At 64.6% G+C, this 17129-nt stretch carries 17 protein-coding genes; 9 read left to right on the top strand and 8 right to left on the bottom strand.

Annotated features, from left to right (window positions below; all coding sequences use genetic code 11):
* Nucleotides 1-131: 131 nt before the first annotated feature.
* Nucleotides 132-809, bottom strand: coding sequence for an FABP family protein (locus AC1DSD_RS01135; RefSeq protein ID WP_478027784.1), 678 nt, complete (start codon nucleotides 807-809; stop codon nucleotides 132-134).
* A 204-nt stretch (nucleotides 810-1013) separates the two neighbouring features.
* Here AC1DSD_RS01135 and AC1DSD_RS01130 point away from each other — a divergent pair, with 204 nt between their 5' ends.
* Nucleotides 1014-3158: an alkaline phosphatase D family protein gene (locus AC1DSD_RS01130; RefSeq protein ID WP_478027782.1), complete on the top strand. Its 2145-nt coding sequence runs from the start codon at nucleotides 1014-1016 to the stop codon at nucleotides 3156-3158.
* Between the two features lie 68 nt (nucleotides 3159-3226).
* On the opposite strand, the gene AC1DSD_RS01125 is transcribed toward AC1DSD_RS01130, so the two are convergent.
* From AC1DSD_RS01125 to AC1DSD_RS01115, 3 genes are all read right to left on the bottom strand, one after another.
* A complete protein-coding gene (locus AC1DSD_RS01125) occupies nucleotides 3227-3841 on the bottom strand; it encodes a hypothetical protein (protein ID WP_478027780.1) in 615 nt (204 codons plus the stop codon).
* A gap of 89 nt (nucleotides 3842-3930) precedes the next feature.
* Nucleotides 3931-4533: an NAD(P)H:quinone oxidoreductase gene (wrbA, locus tag AC1DSD_RS01120; RefSeq protein ID WP_478027778.1), complete on the bottom strand. Its 603-nt coding sequence runs from the start codon at nucleotides 4531-4533 to the stop codon at nucleotides 3931-3933.
* 115 nt (nucleotides 4534-4648) lie between these two features.
* Nucleotides 4649-5371: a pirin family protein gene (locus AC1DSD_RS01115; protein WP_478027777.1), complete on the bottom strand. Its 723-nt coding sequence runs from the start codon at nucleotides 5369-5371 to the stop codon at nucleotides 4649-4651.
* A gap of 111 nt (nucleotides 5372-5482) precedes the next feature.
* Between AC1DSD_RS01115 and AC1DSD_RS01110 the strand changes: the two genes are divergently transcribed.
* The 5 genes from AC1DSD_RS01110 to AC1DSD_RS01090 all read left to right on the top strand — a co-directional run bounded on the left by AC1DSD_RS01110 (nucleotide 5483) and on the right by AC1DSD_RS01090 (nucleotide 8366).
* Nucleotides 5483-6397 (top strand): LysR family transcriptional regulator, encoded by a 915-nt coding sequence (locus AC1DSD_RS01110; protein ID WP_478027776.1) that lies wholly within the window; start codon nucleotides 5483-5485, stop codon nucleotides 6395-6397.
* 158 nt (nucleotides 6398-6555) lie between these two features.
* Entirely contained in the window at nucleotides 6556-7257 is a 702-nt protein-coding gene (gene ctrA / locus AC1DSD_RS01105) for a response regulator transcription factor CtrA (RefSeq protein WP_478027775.1), read from the top strand.
* A gap of 312 nt (nucleotides 7258-7569) precedes the next feature.
* Nucleotides 7570-7782 (top strand): cold-shock protein, encoded by a 213-nt coding sequence (locus AC1DSD_RS01100; protein ID WP_478027774.1) that lies wholly within the window; start codon nucleotides 7570-7572, stop codon nucleotides 7780-7782.
* A gap of 61 nt (nucleotides 7783-7843) precedes the next feature.
* On the top strand, nucleotides 7844-8029 hold the full coding sequence (locus AC1DSD_RS01095) for a hypothetical protein (protein ID WP_478027773.1): 186 nt from the start codon (nucleotides 7844-7846) through the stop codon (nucleotides 8027-8029).
* 133 nt (nucleotides 8030-8162) lie between these two features.
* Nucleotides 8163-8366: a hypothetical protein gene (locus AC1DSD_RS01090; protein ID WP_478027772.1), complete on the top strand. Its 204-nt coding sequence runs from the start codon at nucleotides 8163-8165 to the stop codon at nucleotides 8364-8366.
* 2 nt (nucleotides 8367-8368) lie between these two features.
* Here AC1DSD_RS01090 and AC1DSD_RS01085 read toward each other — a convergent pair whose 3' ends face one another.
* Complete coding sequence (locus AC1DSD_RS01085) at nucleotides 8369-8584, bottom strand: hypothetical protein (RefSeq protein WP_478027771.1); 216 nt, start codon at nucleotides 8582-8584, stop codon at nucleotides 8369-8371.
* A gap of 344 nt (nucleotides 8585-8928) precedes the next feature.
* Nucleotides 8929-10584: an amidohydrolase gene (locus AC1DSD_RS01080; protein WP_478027770.1), complete on the bottom strand. Its 1656-nt coding sequence runs from the start codon at nucleotides 10582-10584 to the stop codon at nucleotides 8929-8931.
* A 96-nt stretch (nucleotides 10585-10680) separates the two neighbouring features.
* Here AC1DSD_RS01080 and AC1DSD_RS01075 point away from each other — a divergent pair, with 96 nt between their 5' ends.
* From AC1DSD_RS01075 to AC1DSD_RS01065, 3 genes are all read left to right on the top strand, one after another.
* The gene (locus tag AC1DSD_RS01075; RefSeq protein WP_478027769.1) at nucleotides 10681-11919 is read left to right on the top strand and encodes a threonine ammonia-lyase; all 1239 of its coding nucleotides are present in this window, start codon (nucleotides 10681-10683) and stop codon (nucleotides 11917-11919) included.
* Between the two features lie 379 nt (nucleotides 11920-12298).
* Nucleotides 12299-14584: a nitric-oxide reductase large subunit gene (locus AC1DSD_RS01070; protein ID WP_478027768.1), complete on the top strand. Its 2286-nt coding sequence runs from the start codon at nucleotides 12299-12301 to the stop codon at nucleotides 14582-14584.
* A gap of 51 nt (nucleotides 14585-14635) precedes the next feature.
* A complete protein-coding gene (locus AC1DSD_RS01065) occupies nucleotides 14636-15808 on the top strand; it encodes an NnrS family protein (protein WP_478027767.1) in 1173 nt (390 codons plus the stop codon).
* Between the two features lie 75 nt (nucleotides 15809-15883).
* Here the strand turns inward: AC1DSD_RS01065 and AC1DSD_RS01060 are convergent, their stop codons facing one another.
* Nucleotides 15884-16780 carry a DMT family transporter gene (locus tag AC1DSD_RS01060; RefSeq protein ID WP_478027766.1) on the bottom strand — a complete coding sequence of 299 codons (897 nt, stop codon included), beginning with the start codon at nucleotides 16778-16780 and terminating at the stop codon, nucleotides 15884-15886.
* Complete coding sequence (locus tag AC1DSD_RS01055; protein ID WP_478027765.1) at nucleotides 16777-17043, bottom strand: metal-sensing transcriptional repressor; 267 nt, start codon at nucleotides 17041-17043, stop codon at nucleotides 16777-16779. Before AC1DSD_RS01055 ends, AC1DSD_RS01060 begins: the two co-directional genes overlap by 4 nt.
* Nucleotides 17044-17129: the final 86 nt, after the last annotated feature.

Genomic DNA, 17129 nt, shown 5'->3' with positions numbered 1-17129 from the left:
GTGGGTGAAGCATCGGGCGAGGCTCGATGCCTCGTCCGATGCTATTTTGTCGATCGGTTCATGAGTCTTTTTGAGCGCGCAGACGCGCGCACCCACCCCCAACCCCTCCCTGCAAGCAGGGAGGGGAGCACCTAGGGATTGCCAGCAGAAGCTTCACCCTTCGCCTTCCGAGCGGCGATAATCTGCGCCCAGGGGTTGGGCACAGGATCGCTGATCCGCACCAGCGTGTTCTGGTCGCGATGCGCGAACGGCTTGTCCTGGCCGTGCACGGCCAGAGTCGTATCGGTGACATAGCTCCACGAGCCGTCGGCATTGAACGTTATCTCAATCCGATAATGATCGGTGCGGAAGGCGTATTCGAGGAACGCGGTCGAGCAGATGCCATATTGGGTCTGGCCGCGCTCGGCATCGACCGTGATCGTGTCGGCATCGGCGGTGGCGTGACCGGCCGCCAGCGCGACCTGGCCGCGCGGGATCGCCAGCGTCTGCATCACCAGCCCGGTGGCCGGCTCCCACAGCCAATAGCCGACCTGGTCGTGGAAGGTGATGTCCTCTTCGGCCGTGGTGATGTGGATATGGTAGCGCAGGCCATAGAAGAGCTGCGGGCCGTTCGCCTGCGGATCGATCGGTTGGAAGTCGATCCGCTCGATGAACTCGCGCCGCTCCGGCCCGTCGGCCTTGGGATTGAGGTCGACGCCCTTGCGCGCTTCCCAGCCGCCCGCCAACCGCCGCAATGGCCCCAAATTGGCGAGCGTGTCGGGGTCGACATCGGTCGGTTCGGTGAAGACGTCGGCGGGGAAGGGAGTCATGGCGGTTCCTTTCGAACCGCACCGATACCAACGATGCGCGATAAAGGGGAAGGGCAACCTAAGCCGCCTGCACCTTCCCTCTTGCCTGCGCCGTCGGCCGGGTCCAGGTGTGTTTGTGTGGTAGCACAGCGCTCCACTCGTTCAAGCATGGGCGACCGGCGCGCGGCATAAGGGCTTGGCACAAAAGAAGCGGGGACAGTGAGCATGGATAGACGCGAATTCATTTCCGCCGCCGCGGCGCTGGGCGCGACCGCCTTGTGGGCGACCGGCTCCCCCGCCGCGTCACGGCTCGCCTGGCGCGAAGACCGCAGCCTCTATCCGCAAGGCGTCGCTTCGGGCGATCCCGACGAGCAGAGCGTGATCCTGTGGACCCGGCGCCCGTTTACCGGAAAGACGCGCGCCGATTTGACTGTCGAGGTGTCACTCGACTCTGATTTCAAGAAGGTCGTGGCGACGGCGCGGGCCCCCGTACTGGCGGAATCGGACTGGACGTGTCGCGCGCTGGTCGGAGGACTGAAGCCCGCGACAGTCTATTGGTACCGCTTCACCGACGAGACCGGGGCCGGCAGCCGTGTGGGGCGGACAATCACCGCGCCGCGTCAGGGTGACTCACGCACGGTGCGCTTCGCGTTCGTGTCGTGCCAGAGCGTCAACGAAGGCGCGCAGAACGCCTTTCGCCGGATGATCTGGGAGGACGAGCGCGCACCGGCCGACCGCAAGCTCGGCTTCGTGCTCCATCTGGGTGACTTCATCTACGAGGTCGTCGAATATCCCGACGAGGTGCCGCACCGTTATTCGCGCACCGTCTACGATCTCGGGCGTATCCCGGACGCGCGCAAAGTATCCAATTTCCATGTGCCGACCAATCTCGCCGGCTATCGCCACGTCTATCGCGCGCATATCGACGATCCCGACATCCAGGACGCCCGCGCGTATTTCCCGTTCGTGTGCATCGGCGACAATCACGAATTCTCGTGGCAGGGCTGGCAGAGCTTCATCAAATATGGCGGCAAGGTTGAACCCGCACAGCCGCTGCGCGTCGCCGCCAACCAGGCGTGGTGGGAATATATCCCGTCGCGCGTCCGCAAGGCGTCGGGCGCCGGGCTCGACCGGTTCGGGCCGCCCGCGGTGGCGAAGGCGGCGATCGAGACGTTCGACGATCACGGCTTCGGCACCGAGCCCAACAATCGCATCGCGGTCGGCAGCATGACCGCCTATCGCGCGTTGCGCTACGGCCGCAACGTCGATCTCATCCTGACCGACTTTCACAGCTACAAAGCGGCGGACCCGACCGACCGGCCTGAAGCGGCGGCGCTCGACTCCGGAGAATATCCAGTCCTCCCGCAAGAGTGGATGGAGATCGTCGACGGCGGAAAGGACTATGCCGGCGGCAAGCCGCCCGCGACCATCGCGATCGGCGACAAGAGTATTCCCAATTTCCGCAAGGATGAGCCCGCTTTCACCGTGCTTGGCCGCGAGCAGAAAGCGTGGCTCAAGGACCGGCTGACCCGGTCGACCGCGACCTGGAAGATCTGGGGCGCGACCAACGGCACGCTCGACATGCGGACCGATCCGCAGAACCTGCCCGCCGGATTGATCAAGGCGCCGTGGCCGGGCAAGGGCTTCGGGACGTTCGGCAGCGGCGATTTCAGCGGCGCGTTCGCCGAGCGCGCGGAAATCTACGACACCGTCCGCGACCACAAGGTGTCAGGGTTCGTCACCGTCTCGGGCGACCGCCACAGTTTCTGGGCCGGCTATGCCGCGCCGGCCTTGCCGCCCGTCGGGTTCGCGCCGGTAGGGATCAGCTTCATCACCGGGTCGATTTCCGCGCCGGGGCTGGGCGAAGCCGCCGAATTTTTCAAGGATTCCCCCGTGCTACCGCTGTACGTGCGCAAGACGACGGCTGCCGCGCCCGAGCACACGATCAATCTGACGATCAAGCGCGGCGTCCGCAGCGCGCTGGAATATGCGGCCAGCGGCGATATCGCCAAGGCACGCGCGGTGACCAATCCCGACGTCGCGCCACATCTCGAATTCGTCGACATGGCCGGGCATGGCTATGCCGTCGTCAGCGCCGGGCCCGACACGATCGACACCGAATTCGTCTGCATCGTCCGCCCGATCGCTCGCGCCACGACGCCCGATGGCGGGCCGCTACGGTATCGCGTATCCCACCAGGCCAAGCGCTGGGCCGCCGGCGATCGACCAACACTCCCGTCACCCCAGCGAAAGAACATCGGGTTGAGCATGCCCCGCATGCTCAAGGATCGTCCGGGGGACGATCCGACCCGATGTTGGTCTCTGGCGGTGACGCGATGCCGCTTGAGATCCCAGCTTTCGCTGGGATGACGAATTTTGGAAAATGGATCGCTTCAAGAACAACGRYTTATTTKGGTTCTCAACCTAATCCTCGCGCCTCAATGCTCGAACCGCACCAGACAGAGGCCGGGAAAGCCACCCTGCCCCTGGTGCCATTGGCCGGTCCAGGTGCCGTTGACCGCGCGTGCCGCCTCCGGGCAGCGGAGGTTGGCATCGCCCTGCCCGCTGATCGCGCCGCCATCCACGCCGCGCAGTACCCCGGCGAGGTTGCCACCGGCAGCGCCGACGCCATAGCGGACAGGGCTGTTGTTCCAGAAGCCATTGGACGATGCGAGCGGCGGCGATGTCCGCGCGGGTGGCGTGGCGGCCGCGGCGCCGGCAGCCGCCGCCGATCCGGTCACATCATAGAGATCCGCATAGGATCCGCCATTTTCGGTGTAGCGGATCTTCTTGCGGTAGAGGTCGATCTGGACGCGGACGTTGCGCGCGGGGTCGAACAGGAAGACCGACCATTCGTCGCGCGCATCCTCGACAAAGGCGTTGGTCTGCTTGCCCGCTTTGTCGAATTCGGCCCAAGCGCGCGCGCCGGTCTGGCGGTACGTGCCTTGGGGATAGGTGACGCTGCGAACATTGGCGCCGGTGGCGGACACCTCCGCAGCGACTGCCGGTATGCTCGTCACGACGGCAATCGCGGCAATAGCTAGCCTCAACATCGTCCGCCTCCTCTATGGCCGGACGGACCATAAGGGAGGCGGCGCGAGGGGGCTAGACCATGAAGCCGATCGTGCGACCGGCCCATGGGTCAGGCGGCAAGCTTCGCCGCGACTTCGGCGACGCGGCGGCCCTGGTAACGGGCGCCGTCGAGATCGACCTGGCTCGGCTGACGGCTGCCGTCGCCATCGGCGATCGTGCTGGCGCCGTAAGGCGAATTGCCATGGACTTCCTTGACGCCCATCTGGCCGGCAAAACCATAATCGAGCCCGACGATCGTCAACCCGAAATGCAGCAGGTTGGTGATGATCGAGAACAGGGTCACTTCCTGGCCGCCATGCTGGGTCGCGGTCGAGGTGAACGCCGCGCCGACTTTGCCGTTCAAGGCGCCGCGCATCCACAAGCCGCCGGCCTGGTCGAGGAACGAGGCCATCTGGCTCGACATGCGGCCGAAGCGGGTCGGCGAGCCCACGATGATCGCGTCATATTCGGCGAGCTTGTCGATACCCTCGATCACCGGATGCGAGATGTCCGGCTTGAACCCGGCGGCCTTGGCGACTTCGGCCGGCGCGGTTTCGGGGACGCGGCGGATGTCGACCTCGGCACCGGCGCCGCGCGCGCCTTCGGCGATGGCGTCGGCCATCTGCTCCATATGGCCGTAGGACGAATAATAGAGAACAAGGACCTTGGTCATTGGGGGACTCCTTCAGTTGCTTGATGGGAGGCCCCCTCCCCGGGGGTCAGGGAGGGGGCTGGGCCGGCGCGTTGGGAGGAACGCCGCGCCGGCTCGGGGGGAACAGAGTGCAGTCTTAGTCGGCGTCGACCAGGACGAGCTCGGCGTCGTCGAGCGCCTTGATCTCGACGGTCTGGCCGCCGGAAATCGCGATGCCATCGCGCGCCTCATAGCGCTCGCCGTCGATCTCGACCGCGCCGGTGGCGGGGACGAGATAAGCGTGGCGCCCCTCGCCCACCGTGTGACTGACGCACTCGCCGGCCTTGACGGTGGCGCCCATCACTCGGGCATCGGCGCGGATCGGCAAGGCGCCATCATCCTCGGCGAACCCGCTGGCGAGCGTCACGAACTTGCCCGAGCGATCGTCCTTGGGGAACGGCTTGGCGCCCCAGGACGGCGAGCCGCCGAGCCGCTTGGGCTCGATCCAGATCTGGAACAGCGTGGTCGATTCAGGCTCGAGATTATATTCTGCGTGGCGGACGCCGGTGCCGGCGCTCATCACCTGGACGTCGCCCGCAGCGGTGCGGCCGACATTACCCATCGAATCCTGGTGCGTGATCGCGCCCTTGCGGACATAAGTGATGATTTCCATGTCGCGGTGCGGATGCGGCGGAAAGCCCGAATTCGGGCCGATCTCGTCGTCGTTCCACACGCGGATGGTCCCCCAGCTCATGCGCTTGGGGTCGTAATAATCGGCGAAACTGAAATGATGCCGGGCATTGAGCCAACCGTGATCGGCATGGCCCAGACTGTCGAAAGCGCGGCGCTCGATACGGGTGACAATATTGGTGTCGGTCATGAGAACCTCCATTCGTTGCCGCCAAGATAGGCATCACCGGCATCGCGTAAATGGAAACGATTGAAACCGATCGTTTCCTATTATAAGTCGCCTTGGTTCACGGGAGGATTGATGAAGCTACCCGATTTCGAGGCCTGGGCGATCTTCGCGACGGTGGCCGAACACCGCTCGTTCAGCGGCGCAGCCGACGCGCTGGGCGTGTCCAAGGCAACCATATCCAAGGCGATCACCCGGCTCGAACAGTCGCTCGGCACGTCGCTGTTCCACCGCACCTCGCGCCGGCTGACGCTGACGCAGAGCGGCGAGAGTCTCAGCGAGCATGCCCAGCGCATCCTGGCCGAGGGTCAGGCCGCCGAGGAGAGCGCGCACGATGCCGCCGCGGCGCCGGTCGGCCTGATCCGCGTCGCCGCGCCGCTGACGTTCGGCATCCGCCATGTCGCGCCCGTCGTCGCCGATTTCATGGTCGAGCATCCCGGCGTCCATATCGATCTGAGGCTGTCCGACGCGAAGGTCGACATCGTCGCCGAAGGGTTCGATATCGCGCTGCGCATCGCCGATCTGCCCGACAGCTCCTTGCGCGCGCGGCGGCTGGCGCCGGTCGAAACGCGCATCGTCGCCTCCCCGCTCTATCTCGACCGGCGCGGACGGCCCAAACATCCGCTCGAACTCGGCGAGCACGACATCTTCGCTTATGCCAACGTCCCCAGCACGACCTGGACCTTTCGCGGCCCGTCGGGCGAGGAAGTCGCGGTGCGGCCCAACGGACGCTTCACCAGCGACAACGGCGACGCCAATCTCCCGTTGCTCCATGCGGGGCTGGGAATCGCGCGCCTGCCCGATTTCATCGTCGACGAGGAAATTGCGGCAGGACGGCTGGAAGCAATTCTCACCGACTGGAAAGGTCCGTCGATCGCGCTTCACCTCGTCACGCCGCCGAGTGCGTTACGGCCCGCTCGCGTAGAACTCCTGATTGAGTTCCTTGCCGCCCGGTTTAAGGAATTATGCGCGTCGCAAACGCGACATTAATCGGCTTGCGAATCACTTTGACACCCCGCGACTCGCGGAGTCAGGCCGGTTAGCGAAGAATTAACCTTTGTCCTTCAGATGTGCTTAGGTTAATGGAATATGTCGAGTGTGGGCGGCCAACGGGGGCAGCTTGCCGCAAGTGACAGGGGGTTTCGCTGATGCGCGTGTTGCTGATCGAGGACGAGCCGACGACGGCCAAGGCCATCGAGCTCATGCTGACGACCGAAGGGTTCAACGTCTATACGACCGACCTTGGCGAAGAAGGTTTGGACCTCGGCAAGCTGTATGATTACGATATCATCCTGCTCGACCTGAACCTGCCGGACATGCACGGCTATGACGTGCTGAAGAAGCTGCGCACCGCGCGGGTCCAGACCCCGGTGCTCATTCTGTCGGGTATCAGCGAGATGGACTCGAAGGTCCGCTCGTTTGGTTTCGGCGCCGACGATTACGTCACCAAGCCATTCCATCGCGAAGAGCTGACCGCGCGCATCCATGCCGTCGTCCGCCGCTCGAAGGGCCATTCGCAGTCGGTGATCAAGACCGGCAAGCTGGCGGTGAACCTGGATGCCAAGACCGTTGAGGTCGATGGTGCCCGTGTCCACCTGACCGGCAAGGAATATGCGATGCTCGAGCTGTTGTCGCTCCGCAAGGGCACGACGCTTACCAAGGAAATGTTCCTCAACCATCTCTATGGCGGAATGGACGAGCCCGAGCTCAAGATCATCGACGTCTTCATCTGCAAGCTGCGCAAGAAGCTCAGCCTGGCGACCGACGGCGAGAATTACATCGAGACCGTGTGGGGCCGCGGCTATGTGCTGCGCGAGACCGACGAGGTCGAAGCGGCGCAGGTCGCCTGAGCCAAAAAAATCAAAGGTTAAAAGGGGGATGAGGGTCGCGGCGCCGGAAGGCACCGCGGCCCTCTTCTTGTCGGCAAGGACGGACCGCGTCCGAGCAAAGTTCACCGTCCGAAAACGCACCGCGCGGGATCGAAAAGCCGAACCGCCGCGGACGGTCCCGGGCTCACCCTTTCAAATTCGGCCCGAATACGCTAGGTCGCACTCGCTAGAGTCGCATATCGACGGTTTTCGGCGCTGCGGCACCAATCCTTCTTTCCCTGCCCCTTAAGCGGTAAGTCTTCATTCAGAAGACGGAAATCGAAGGAAATATTCATGGCCATCACTGGCACCGTCAAGTTTTTCAATGCCACCAAGGGATTTGGCTTCATCTCCCCTGACGCTGGCGGCGAAGATTCGTTCGTTCACATCAGCGCGGTCGAGCGCGCCGGCATGGCGACGCTGGAGCAGAACCAGCGCGTGTCGTACGAACTGGAAGCATCGAAGAATGGCAAGATGGCCGCCTGCAACCTGCAGAACGTCGACTGACGCCAAGTTGATACGGCGGCGCGATCCCGCGCCGCCGCTTTCCCCAAGCCGGAGAACCGCCTTGGCGCAAAATACTTTTCGTGAAAATGCGGCCGTCGCGCAAGCGGAGGCCGATGCGGCGAAGCTGGACAATGTCCGCGATCGCTGCCTGCGGGCTGCGGCGGCATGGGAAGCCATGGCCGAACGCCAGGAACGGGTCGAACGCGCCCGCGCCCAGAACCGACCGGTCGACGCGCTGGTCGATTGACGCCGATGCGGAGCCGCGATCGAGGCGACAATCCGCCCGATCCGCGGCTGCCATCGCACACCGGCCGATAGGACCGAATGCCATTTCAGCGGAGGGACAGACGATCGAACGCGAGTTCAAGTCGGCCGCCGAATTGAAGGGCGAACTGGACTGGGCACTATCCGTGCTGCTCAGCGCCGACGTCACCGGTCGTATCGCGTTTGATGAGCCGGTCCCAGCTCAAGCCGCGACCGCGCAATGCTGCAATTGGGACGTTACTGTCTGCTGCTCGCCCGACGATGACGATGTCGTCCAGGCGGCGATCATGCACGTCGCCGATCGCTGGGATCTGGCCTGACTCTATTGCTCGCGGTTTCTGGCCGGACGGCGCGCGCTCGACGGCAGTCGCACGCGAAGCCGATCGTCGAAGCCGCGCAACAGGCGCCGGCGCTCGCTCGCCGCGCGAAGCAATATCACCAGCATCGTCACCAGGATCGGGACGGCAATCACGATGAAGACAATAGCGAGTGCCTGGTGAGAGACGATGATGGTTCTCCAGCCTGCAAGCGGGAGCACGATCGGTCTCTCAGTCAGCGGCGCTCAAGGGAAACTGCCGCTGATATAGTCTCTTATCACGGCCGGCCGACCCCGGCCAGCAGCGATCCGGTCTTAGAGCGTGATGGCGTGAGTTTGCCCCGTCGTGACGGAGCGGATTTTGGCGCAGGGCGAGGAACGAGGAGGGAGCGATGCAGAATGCATCGTGACCGACGAGAGACGCTGCCCTGCGCCAAAAGGCGCCCGCCGCTTTGCGGTTGCCCGGGCGCGCCCGCTGGTCTGCGTCGCGGTCCTTGCCAGCGAACACGCCCGGGCAATCACGACGSGGCAAACTCACGTCATCACGCTCTAACCATCAACTGGCGTCAGCCCGTCTTGCGGACATAGATCTTGGCGCCGCCGATCCAGGTTTCCTCGACCTTGGTCTGGCGCAGGTCGCTAGGGCTCGCCAGCATCGGATCGCGATCGACAATGATGAAGTCGGCGAGTTGGCCGGGCGCGAGGCGGCCGAATTTCTCCTCGGCGAACCCGGCATATGAGCCCCCCTGGGTAAAGGCCCACCACGCCTGTTCGCGCGTCACCTTTTCCTCGGGCCGCCAGCCGCCGAACGGCTCGCCATTGGCGTCCTGGCGCGTGAACGCCGCCGCCCAGCCTGCCCAGGGATCGGGGCTCTCGACCGGATAATCCGACCCGAACGCGAGCGGAACGCCGTTTTTCAGCATCGTCGCCCACGCATAAGCGCCGACCAGCCGGTCCGGACCAAGCCGCGCCTCCGCCATCGCCCGATCGGACGTCGCGTGGGTCGGCTGCATCGAGGCGATCACCTTCAGGCTGGCAAAGCGCGGCAGATCGGCGGGGTCGACGATCTGGGCATGTTCGATCCGCCAGCGGCGGTCGCCCTTATAGGTGTTCGACATCGCCTCGATCGCGTCGAGCACCTGGCGGTTGGCACGGTCGCCGATCGCGTGCACCGCGACCTGGAATCCGTCCATCGACGCGCGGCTCATATAATTCTGCAGCACGTCGTCGGTCATGAACCCCGCGCCCGACTGGCCCGGCGCGTCGCTATAGGGTTTGAGCAGCCAGGCGCCGCGCGAACCGAGCGCGCCATCCGCGAACAGCTTGACCCCGGCCATGCGCAGGCGATCGTTATACAGCCACGGCGTCGGGCCGTTGCCGCCAATCCGGACCGCGGTATCGACGCCGAGGCCATAGCTCATGATCCGCACGCGCAGCGCGCCGCGGTCGCCGGAGCGGCGCATCGCCAGCCAGTCGTCCATCGACGTGCCCATGTCCGACGTCGCGGTGATGCCGAAGGCAAGCAGGATCTCCTGCGCTTTCGCCAGCGCGAGGTCGCGCTCCTTGGGCAACGGCTGCGGCACGACCTTTTCGATCAATTGCTGCGCGGCATCGACGAACACGCCAGCGGGCTGGACACCGATCTTCTCGATCCGGCCGCCTGCCGGGCTCGCGGTTTTGGCCGTAACGCCCGCTTCCCTGATCGCCGCGCTATTGGCCCAGCTGGCATGGCCGTCGGCGCGCTCAAGCCAGACCGGGCGATCGCCGACCGCCGTGTCGAGATCGGCCGCGGTCGGGAACCGGCCCAGGCCCCATTTCTCCTGGTTCCAGCCACCACCCAAGATCCATTTCTTCTCGGGATTGGCCTGGGCGTAAGCGGCGATCTTGGCCTTGGCCTCGTCGAGCGTCTTGGTGTCCGACAGATCGAGTTCGAGCGCGCGGAAGCCGAGGTCGATGACATGGCCATGCGCGTCGATGAACCCGGGGAGCAGGGTCCGCCCCTTCTGGTTCGACAGCCAGTCGAGCTTGTCGGGGCGTTTGTCGCCCGACTGAATCAGCTTCTTCACCTTGCCGTCGTTGCCGATCAACACGCCGCTGAAGTGGATCACCCGGCCATCGGCGTCCATCGTGATGCCGTTGACATTGTCGATCAGCCCGTCGGCCAATGCGGGCGTGGCGATCATCGACAGCGCGACGGCCGCCCCCACCAGCTTACGGATCATTCGCGGCCAACTCCCGTTTCTTGCGCTCAAAACGCTGCGCTGCGGCGGGCATAAGCCGTGTTCCCCCGCCGCGCTAGATCGTCTAGGCGAGCCGGCATGACTCTCGCCGAAACGACCGCCGTCATCCCCGTCACGATCGAAGACGTCCGCGCCGCGCATGCGCGCATTCGCGATTCGATCGTCCGCACGCCCACCTTCATCAGCAAGACGCTGAGCGAACTGACTGGCGCGACCGTCTATCTCAAGTTCGAGAACCTCCAATTCACCGCGGCGTATAAGGAGCGCGGCGCGCTCAATACCTTGCTTCAGCTCGACGACGCTGCGCGCGCCAAGGGCGTGATCGCGGCGTCGGCGGGCAATCATGCCCAGGGCCTGGCCTATCACGCGCACCGCCTGGGCATTCCGGCGACGATCGTGATGCCGACCAACACGCCGATCGTGAAGGTGACGCAGACTGAAGGCCATGGTGCCAAGGTCGTGCTTCAGGGCGACACGTTCGACGCGGCCTATGCCCATGCCCGCCAGCTCGAGCAGGAATGCGGCTTCACCTTCGTCCACCCGTTCGACGATGCGCGCGTCATCGCCGGCCAGGGCACGGTCGCGGTCGAGATGCTCGAGGACGTGCCGGCGATCGACACCTTCTTGACTCCGATCGGCGGCGGCGGGCTGATCAGCGGCATGGCGGTGGTCGCCGCCGCGGCGGACCATCCGATCGAAGTGGTCGGGGTCGAAGCCGAGCTCTATCCGTCGATGTACAACCGCATCAACGGCACCCAATATCCGTGCGCGGGCGACACGTTGGCCGAGGGCATCGCGGTCAAGGAACCGGGCGGAATCACCTCGGCGATGGTCCGCGAACTGGTCGACGAAATCGTCCTGGTCGGCGAACGCAGCCTCGAACAGGCGGTCAGCCTGTTGCTGCAAATCGAGAAATCGGTGGTCGAGGGTGCCGGCGCGGCGGGGCTCGCGGCGCTGCTCGAACATCCCGAGCGGTTCAAGGGCAGGACCGTCGGCGTCGTGCTGTGCGGCGGCAATATCGACACGCGCCTGCTCGCCAACGTGCTGCTGCGCGACCTCGCGCGGTCAGGCCGGCTGGCGCGGTTGCGCATCCGATTGCAGGACCAGCCCGGCGCGCTGTTCAACGTCGTCCGCATCTTCAGCGACCAGCGCGTCAACATCATCGAAGTCTATCACCAGCGCGTGTTCACCACCCTGCCCGCCAAGGGGCTGATCACCGACATCGAGTGCGAAGCGCGGGATCGTGCGCATCTCGACCGGCTGGTGGCGGCGCTGAAGGCTGCGGATTACGAGGTGACGCCGGTGGAACTGGCCTGAGGGTGGGCCGGGCGCGGTAGCTAGCGTCTGCTATTGGGCCGTTGCACGAACCCGTTAAACGGGCATTGGGCTGTCGAAAAGATGCAGCACTCCGTTCGGTCCAGCCGGAAAGCTCCATTGGCTTCATCAACGCATCGACCTCGCTGGCCTGATTGCGAAGCACCGTCGAACGGGCGGCCTCTAATGCCTTCGCAGCGTCGGTTACGTACTACTACGTAGTGCTTGTAGCCGGATTGGAGCGTAGGCCCTCGGCGCAAGAAATATTCTCATTTGATCCGGTCGCGCGATCAACTGTTGGCGCGGACGGATGACGATATCCAGCGCCCACCAAGGTGTCACGGGTGGCCTGTCCAAATCCCGCGAGTAGGGGGACGCCGCCATGGCCGACTACACTTCACAATTCTCGCTTCGTCGTCTCTGGATCATCCTCGCGGTCGGCATGGCGATCATGTTTGGAGCGCTGCTCTATTTCGGCGCGCAAATCTATCATTCGAAGCCGCCGATGCCCGGCGCGGTCCGCTCGGCGTCGGGGGAAATTCTCTACTCCGGCGAGGAAGTCCAGCGCGGGCAAAGCGTATGGCAATCGACCGGCGGAATGCAGCAGGGCTCGATCTGGGGCCACGGCGGCTACGTCGCGCCCGACTGGAGCGCCGACTGGCTTCATCGCGAGGCCGTCGCGTTGCGTGAGCGCATCGCAGGAACCGATTTCAACGCAATGCCGGAGCCCGAACAGGCGCGCGTCGGCGCGATCCTGAAGCGCGAAATGCGCACCAATGGCTATGATCCGCAAACCACGGCGATCACTGTCAGCGATCAGCGCGCCGCCGCGATCAAGGCGACCGCGGCGCATTTTGAGGACCTGTTCACCAACCGCACGCCGGCCGACCAGCATCTGCGCGAGCTTTATGCCATGCCGCAGCACGCGATCCTCACCAAGGACGAAGCGCATGCGCTGAGCGGGTTCATCTTCTGGACGGCATGGGCAACCGCCGCCGAACGTCCAGGCGACACTATCAGCTACACCAGCAATTGGCCGCACGAGCCGCTTGTCGGCAACACGCCGACCGGGGCGATCTTCCTGTGGAGCTTCCTGTCGATCTTCGTGCTGCTCGGCTCGATCGGTGCGTTGGTCTGGTACTATGCCCGCGAGTTCGACGTCTGGCGGCGCGACCTCGAACCGCTCGAAGGCTTCGCCACAACCGACGCGCTGGCGACGATTACGCTCACCCCGTCGATGCGCGCGACCGCCAAATATTTCTTCGTCGTCACCGCGCTTCTCCTGACACAGGTCCTGCTTGGCATTGTCACCGCGCACTACGCGGTCGAGGGTCAGGGTCTCTACGGCCTGCCGATGGCCGAATATTTCCCCTATGCGCTAACCCGAACCTGGCACACGCAGCTCGCAGTATTATGGATCGCGACGGCTTGGCTCGCCACCGGCCTCTACGTCGCTCCACTGCTTGGCGGCCGCGAGCCCAAATTCCAGCGATTTGGCGTCAACTTCCTGTTCGTCAGCTTGCTCGTCATCGTGATCGGGTCTTTTGCCGGCGAATGGGCGGCAATCAACCGCCAGATGGACACCGGCGCCACCAATTTCTGGTTTGGCCATCAGGGCTATGAGTATCTCGATCTCGGCCGCTTCTGGCAGATCTATCTTTTCGTCGGGCTGCTGCTCTGGACCGTGCTGGTGCTGCGCGGTGTCTGGCCCGCGCTCAAAGAGAAAGGCGGCACGTCGCTCGTCTTTCTTGTCGTCATCTCCACCGTCTCGATCGGCCTCTTGTTCGGCGCAGGGCTGCTCTATGGCGAACGCACCCACATCTCGATCATGGAATATTGGCGCTGGTGGGTCGTCCATCTGTGGGTCGAGGGCATCTTCGAGGTGTTCGCGACTGCGATCGTCTCGGCGCTGTTCGTGAAGATGGGGCTGGTCCGTATGTCGGTGGCGGCAACCTCCGTGCTGTTCGCAACGGTGATCTTTCTCGGCGGCGGCGTGCTCGGCACCTTCCACCACCTATATTTCAGCGGAACGCCGACTGCGGTGATCGCGCTCGGCGCGGTATTCTCCGCGCTCGAAGTGGTGCCGCTCGTCGTGGTCGGGTTCGAGGCCTATAATCGTGCCAAGGTCGAGCATCAGCAGGAATGGCAGACCGTCTATCACTGGCCGTTCGCCTTCTTCGCGAGCGTGTTGGTGTGGAATATGATCGGCGCCGGCATGTTCGGCTTCTTCATCAATCCGCCGATCGCGCTCTATTACATGCAGGGCCTGAACACGACCGCCACGCACGCCCATGCTGCCTTGTTCGGCGTCTACGGCATGCTCGGAATTGGCCTGATGCTGTTCTGCATGCGCGGACTGTCCGATCCGTCGCGCTGGAGCAACCGGCTGCTCAAGACCTCGTTCTGGTGCCTCAACATCGGCCTTGCGATGATGGTGTTCCTGTCGCTGTTCCCGCAGGGCCTGTACCAGACTTACCTCAGCTACACCGAATATTATGCCTACGCCCGAAGCGCCGAGGTGATCCATAGCCCCCTCATGCAGGCCTTGGTCTGGGCTCGTGTGCCCGGCGACCTCGTCTTCACGGTCGGGGTGGTCGCTTTCGCGATCTTCATGGTGAAGGCCCTGTTCTTGCGCGGCGGCCGTGAGGCAGCCGTCGCTTCGGAATAAGGGGTGACGACGACACGGGGAGAGCGGATGCTTGCGCTTCGGCGCGCGCGGATGGCGGCGTCGCCGCCATTCCTGCGCGGTGGCTTCCGGCCGTTCTTCTTCCTGGGCGCGCTCTGGGCGGTCGTGGCACTGGCGCTTTGGCTTCTCGTGCTGTGGGGCGTGCCGGCTCTTCCCACGGCATTCCCGCCCCTCGCCTGGCACCGGCACGAGATGCTGTTCGGTTTCGTCGGTGCGGTCGTCGCAGGTTTCCTGCTGACCGCGATTCCGAACTGGACGGGCCGGCTGCCGATCGCCGGGTTGCCGCTCGCCGGACTTGCCGGGCTATGGGCAGCGGCGAGGCTGGCGGTGCTGTTCTCAGCCGTTACCGGCCCGGCTGTCGCGGCGTTGCTCGATATCGGATTCTATCTCGTGCTCGCCGGGTTCGCTGCCCGTGAGGTCCTTGCGGCGAAAAACCGCAATCTCCCTCTCGTCGGCGTTGTCCTCCTGCTCGGCGTCGCCAACTCGATCGATCACGCAGCTGCGCTCGGGCTCCTGTCCGACCCCGACATCGGCGCCCGCGCCGCGATCGCCCTCATCGTCATGATGATCTCGTTGGTCGGCGGGCGGATCGTCCCGTCCTTCACACGCAACTGGATGACCAAACAGGGGATGACCGAGCGGCTGCCGTCGCAACCCACGCGCTTTGACATGCTCGTCCTCGGCGTGAGCGGCATCGCGCTTCTGGCGTGGGTGGCGCTTCCGGACTCGCCGGCTGCCGGCTGGCTCCTGGTCGGCGCGGGACTGTTGCAGACGCTCAGGCTCTCGCGATGGGGCGGACTCAGGTCCGCGCGCGATCCGCTCGTCCTCATCCTTCACGTCGGATATCTTTGGGTGCCGGTGGGTCTGTTGCTGCTCGGCGTCAGCATTCTGGACGTTTCGATTCCGCGATCGGCGGCGATTCATGCCCTTACTGCCGGCGCAATGTCGACAATGATTTTGGCCGTCATGACCAGGGCAACTTTGGGCCACACGGGCCGCGCTCTTGTCGCCACCAAGCCAACAATCCTCCTCTACTGCCTGGTGACCCTGGGCGCGGTTCTTCGCGTTACCGCCGGACTTGGTCTGATCGACTATGCAATCGGCAGGGACGCCGCGGCGGTGGCGTGGGCAACCGCGTTCGTCCTGTATCTTGCGACATATGGCCCGATGCTGTTCGGGGCGCGGCCGGGCGAAGAAAACGCCTGATACAAACGCCTCGGCTGACGCTGCCCGGCGCATCATGGATCCGCCCCTCAGCACAATGAGGCATTTTTGGCTGACCTAGCCGATAGCCTCTTCCGGGCGCTGTTCCGTCAGATGCAGCCAGACGCCAAGCGCCATCAGCAGTCCGGCGCCGAGAAGCGACCAGCTCCAGGCTTCGCGCAAAAGGAGCAGGCTGAGCACCGCGCCGAGGAACGGCGCCGTCGAGAAATAGGCGCCGGTCCGTGCCGCGCCGACCTGGCGCAATGCCAGTACGAACAGCACCAGACTGATCCCATAACCGAATAGCCCGATCAGGCCGGAGAGCGCGATCGAACCCGCGGATGGCAAGGTAGCGCCGGCGATCAGGGCAAGGCTGACGTTCACGATGCCGGCGATCAAGCCTTTCACCGCCGCCAGCGCCGGTGCATCGGCGTGCGAAATCCGCGACGTGCAATTGTTGTCGATTGCCCAGCAGAGACAGGCCGCACCAATCGCGAGCGCGCCGCCGACCATTGCCCGACCCGATCCTCCACCGAGCGACAGCAACGCCGCCCCGGCGACGATCGCTATCATGCCGAGGCCGATACGGAGGTTGAACGGCTCTCGAAAGACGACCCAGGCGATCAGCGCGGTAAACACCCCCTCCAGCGTCAACAGCAACGATGCCGCCGATCCGGTCACCGTCGTCAGCCCCAGCATCAGCAGCGCCGGCCCGACCATGCCGCCGAACACCACAGCCGCCGCCAGCCAAGGCAAGTCGGTCCGCTTGAACATCCAGCCCGTCTGTCCGCTTGCGATGCGAAAGATGGTGAGGCCGATTCCCGAGCCGAGATACAGCAAGCCCGCGAGCATCAAGGGATCGATACCTGACACCACCGCCTTGGCGGCGGGAGTGGAGGCGCCGAACAAGGCAGCGGCGGCGATCGCCAGCAATCCGCCTCTGCGTATGTCGCCCAGCGCGAACGGCCTGGTCACAGATATTTGGCCAGGGTCGCGATACGCGCCAATTCCGCTCGCCCGGCGTCGGTCAGCGGTCCGGTCGCGGTTTCCAGATGATGCTCGATATGGTCGATGACCAGCACCTTCTTTGCCGCCTCGATCGCGCTGATAACTGCCTGCATCTGTTGCGCGATGTCGAGGCCCTCGCGGCCGGTCTCGACCATATCGATGATTGTGGCCAAATGACCGTGCGCGCGCCGCAGCCGATTGAGAAGTTTCGGATCGTTGGCGTGGGACATCGCGCGGGCATATCCTCCCCGGGGGGATATGGCCAGTCTCGATAGCGGTTCATTCGGGCCCGACGAAGCGTCGCGATTCGAAGAGG

It is taken from the genome of Sphingomonas sp. P4_D12, assembly GCF_056401895.1.
The sequence above is the reverse complement of the archived record's forward strand: the minus strand, read 5'-3'. Positions and strand labels throughout refer to the sequence as shown.

Coding starts and splice junctions, on each gene's coding strand:
- AC1DSD_RS01070 (WP_478027768.1), top strand. CDS start 12,299: ATGGCCGACTACACTTCACAATTCTCGCTTCGTCGTCTCTGGATCATC.
- AC1DSD_RS01115 (WP_478027777.1), bottom strand. CDS start 5,371: ATGACCGACACCAATATTGTCACCCGTATCGAGCGCCGCGCTTTCGAC.
- AC1DSD_RS01135 (WP_478027784.1), bottom strand. CDS start 809: ATGACTCCCTTCCCCGCCGACGTCTTCACCGAACCGACCGATGTCGAC.
- AC1DSD_RS01065 (WP_478027767.1), top strand. CDS start 14,636: ATGGCGGCGTCGCCGCCATTCCTGCGCGGTGGCTTCCGGCCGTTCTTC.
- AC1DSD_RS01110 (WP_478027776.1), top strand. CDS start 5,483: ATGAAGCTACCCGATTTCGAGGCCTGGGCGATCTTCGCGACGGTGGCC.
- AC1DSD_RS01125 (WP_478027780.1), bottom strand. CDS start 3,841: ATGTTGAGGCTAGCTATTGCCGCGATTGCCGTCGTGACGAGCATACCG.
- AC1DSD_RS01080 (WP_478027770.1), bottom strand. CDS start 10,584: ATGATCCGTAAGCTGGTGGGGGCGGCCGTCGCGCTGTCGATGATCGCC.
- AC1DSD_RS01100 (WP_478027774.1), top strand. CDS start 7,570: ATGGCCATCACTGGCACCGTCAAGTTTTTCAATGCCACCAAGGGATTT.
- AC1DSD_RS01130 (WP_478027782.1), top strand. CDS start 1,014: ATGGATAGACGCGAATTCATTTCCGCCGCCGCGGCGCTGGGCGCGACC.
- wrbA (WP_478027778.1), bottom strand. CDS start 4,533: ATGACCAAGGTCCTTGTTCTCTATTATTCGTCCTACGGCCATATGGAG.
- AC1DSD_RS01055 (WP_478027765.1), bottom strand. CDS start 17,043: ATGTCCCACGCCAACGATCCGAAACTTCTCAATCGGCTGCGGCGCGCG.
- AC1DSD_RS01075 (WP_478027769.1), top strand. CDS start 10,681: ATGACTCTCGCCGAAACGACCGCCGTCATCCCCGTCACGATCGAAGAC.
- ctrA (WP_478027775.1), top strand. CDS start 6,556: ATGCGCGTGTTGCTGATCGAGGACGAGCCGACGACGGCCAAGGCCATC.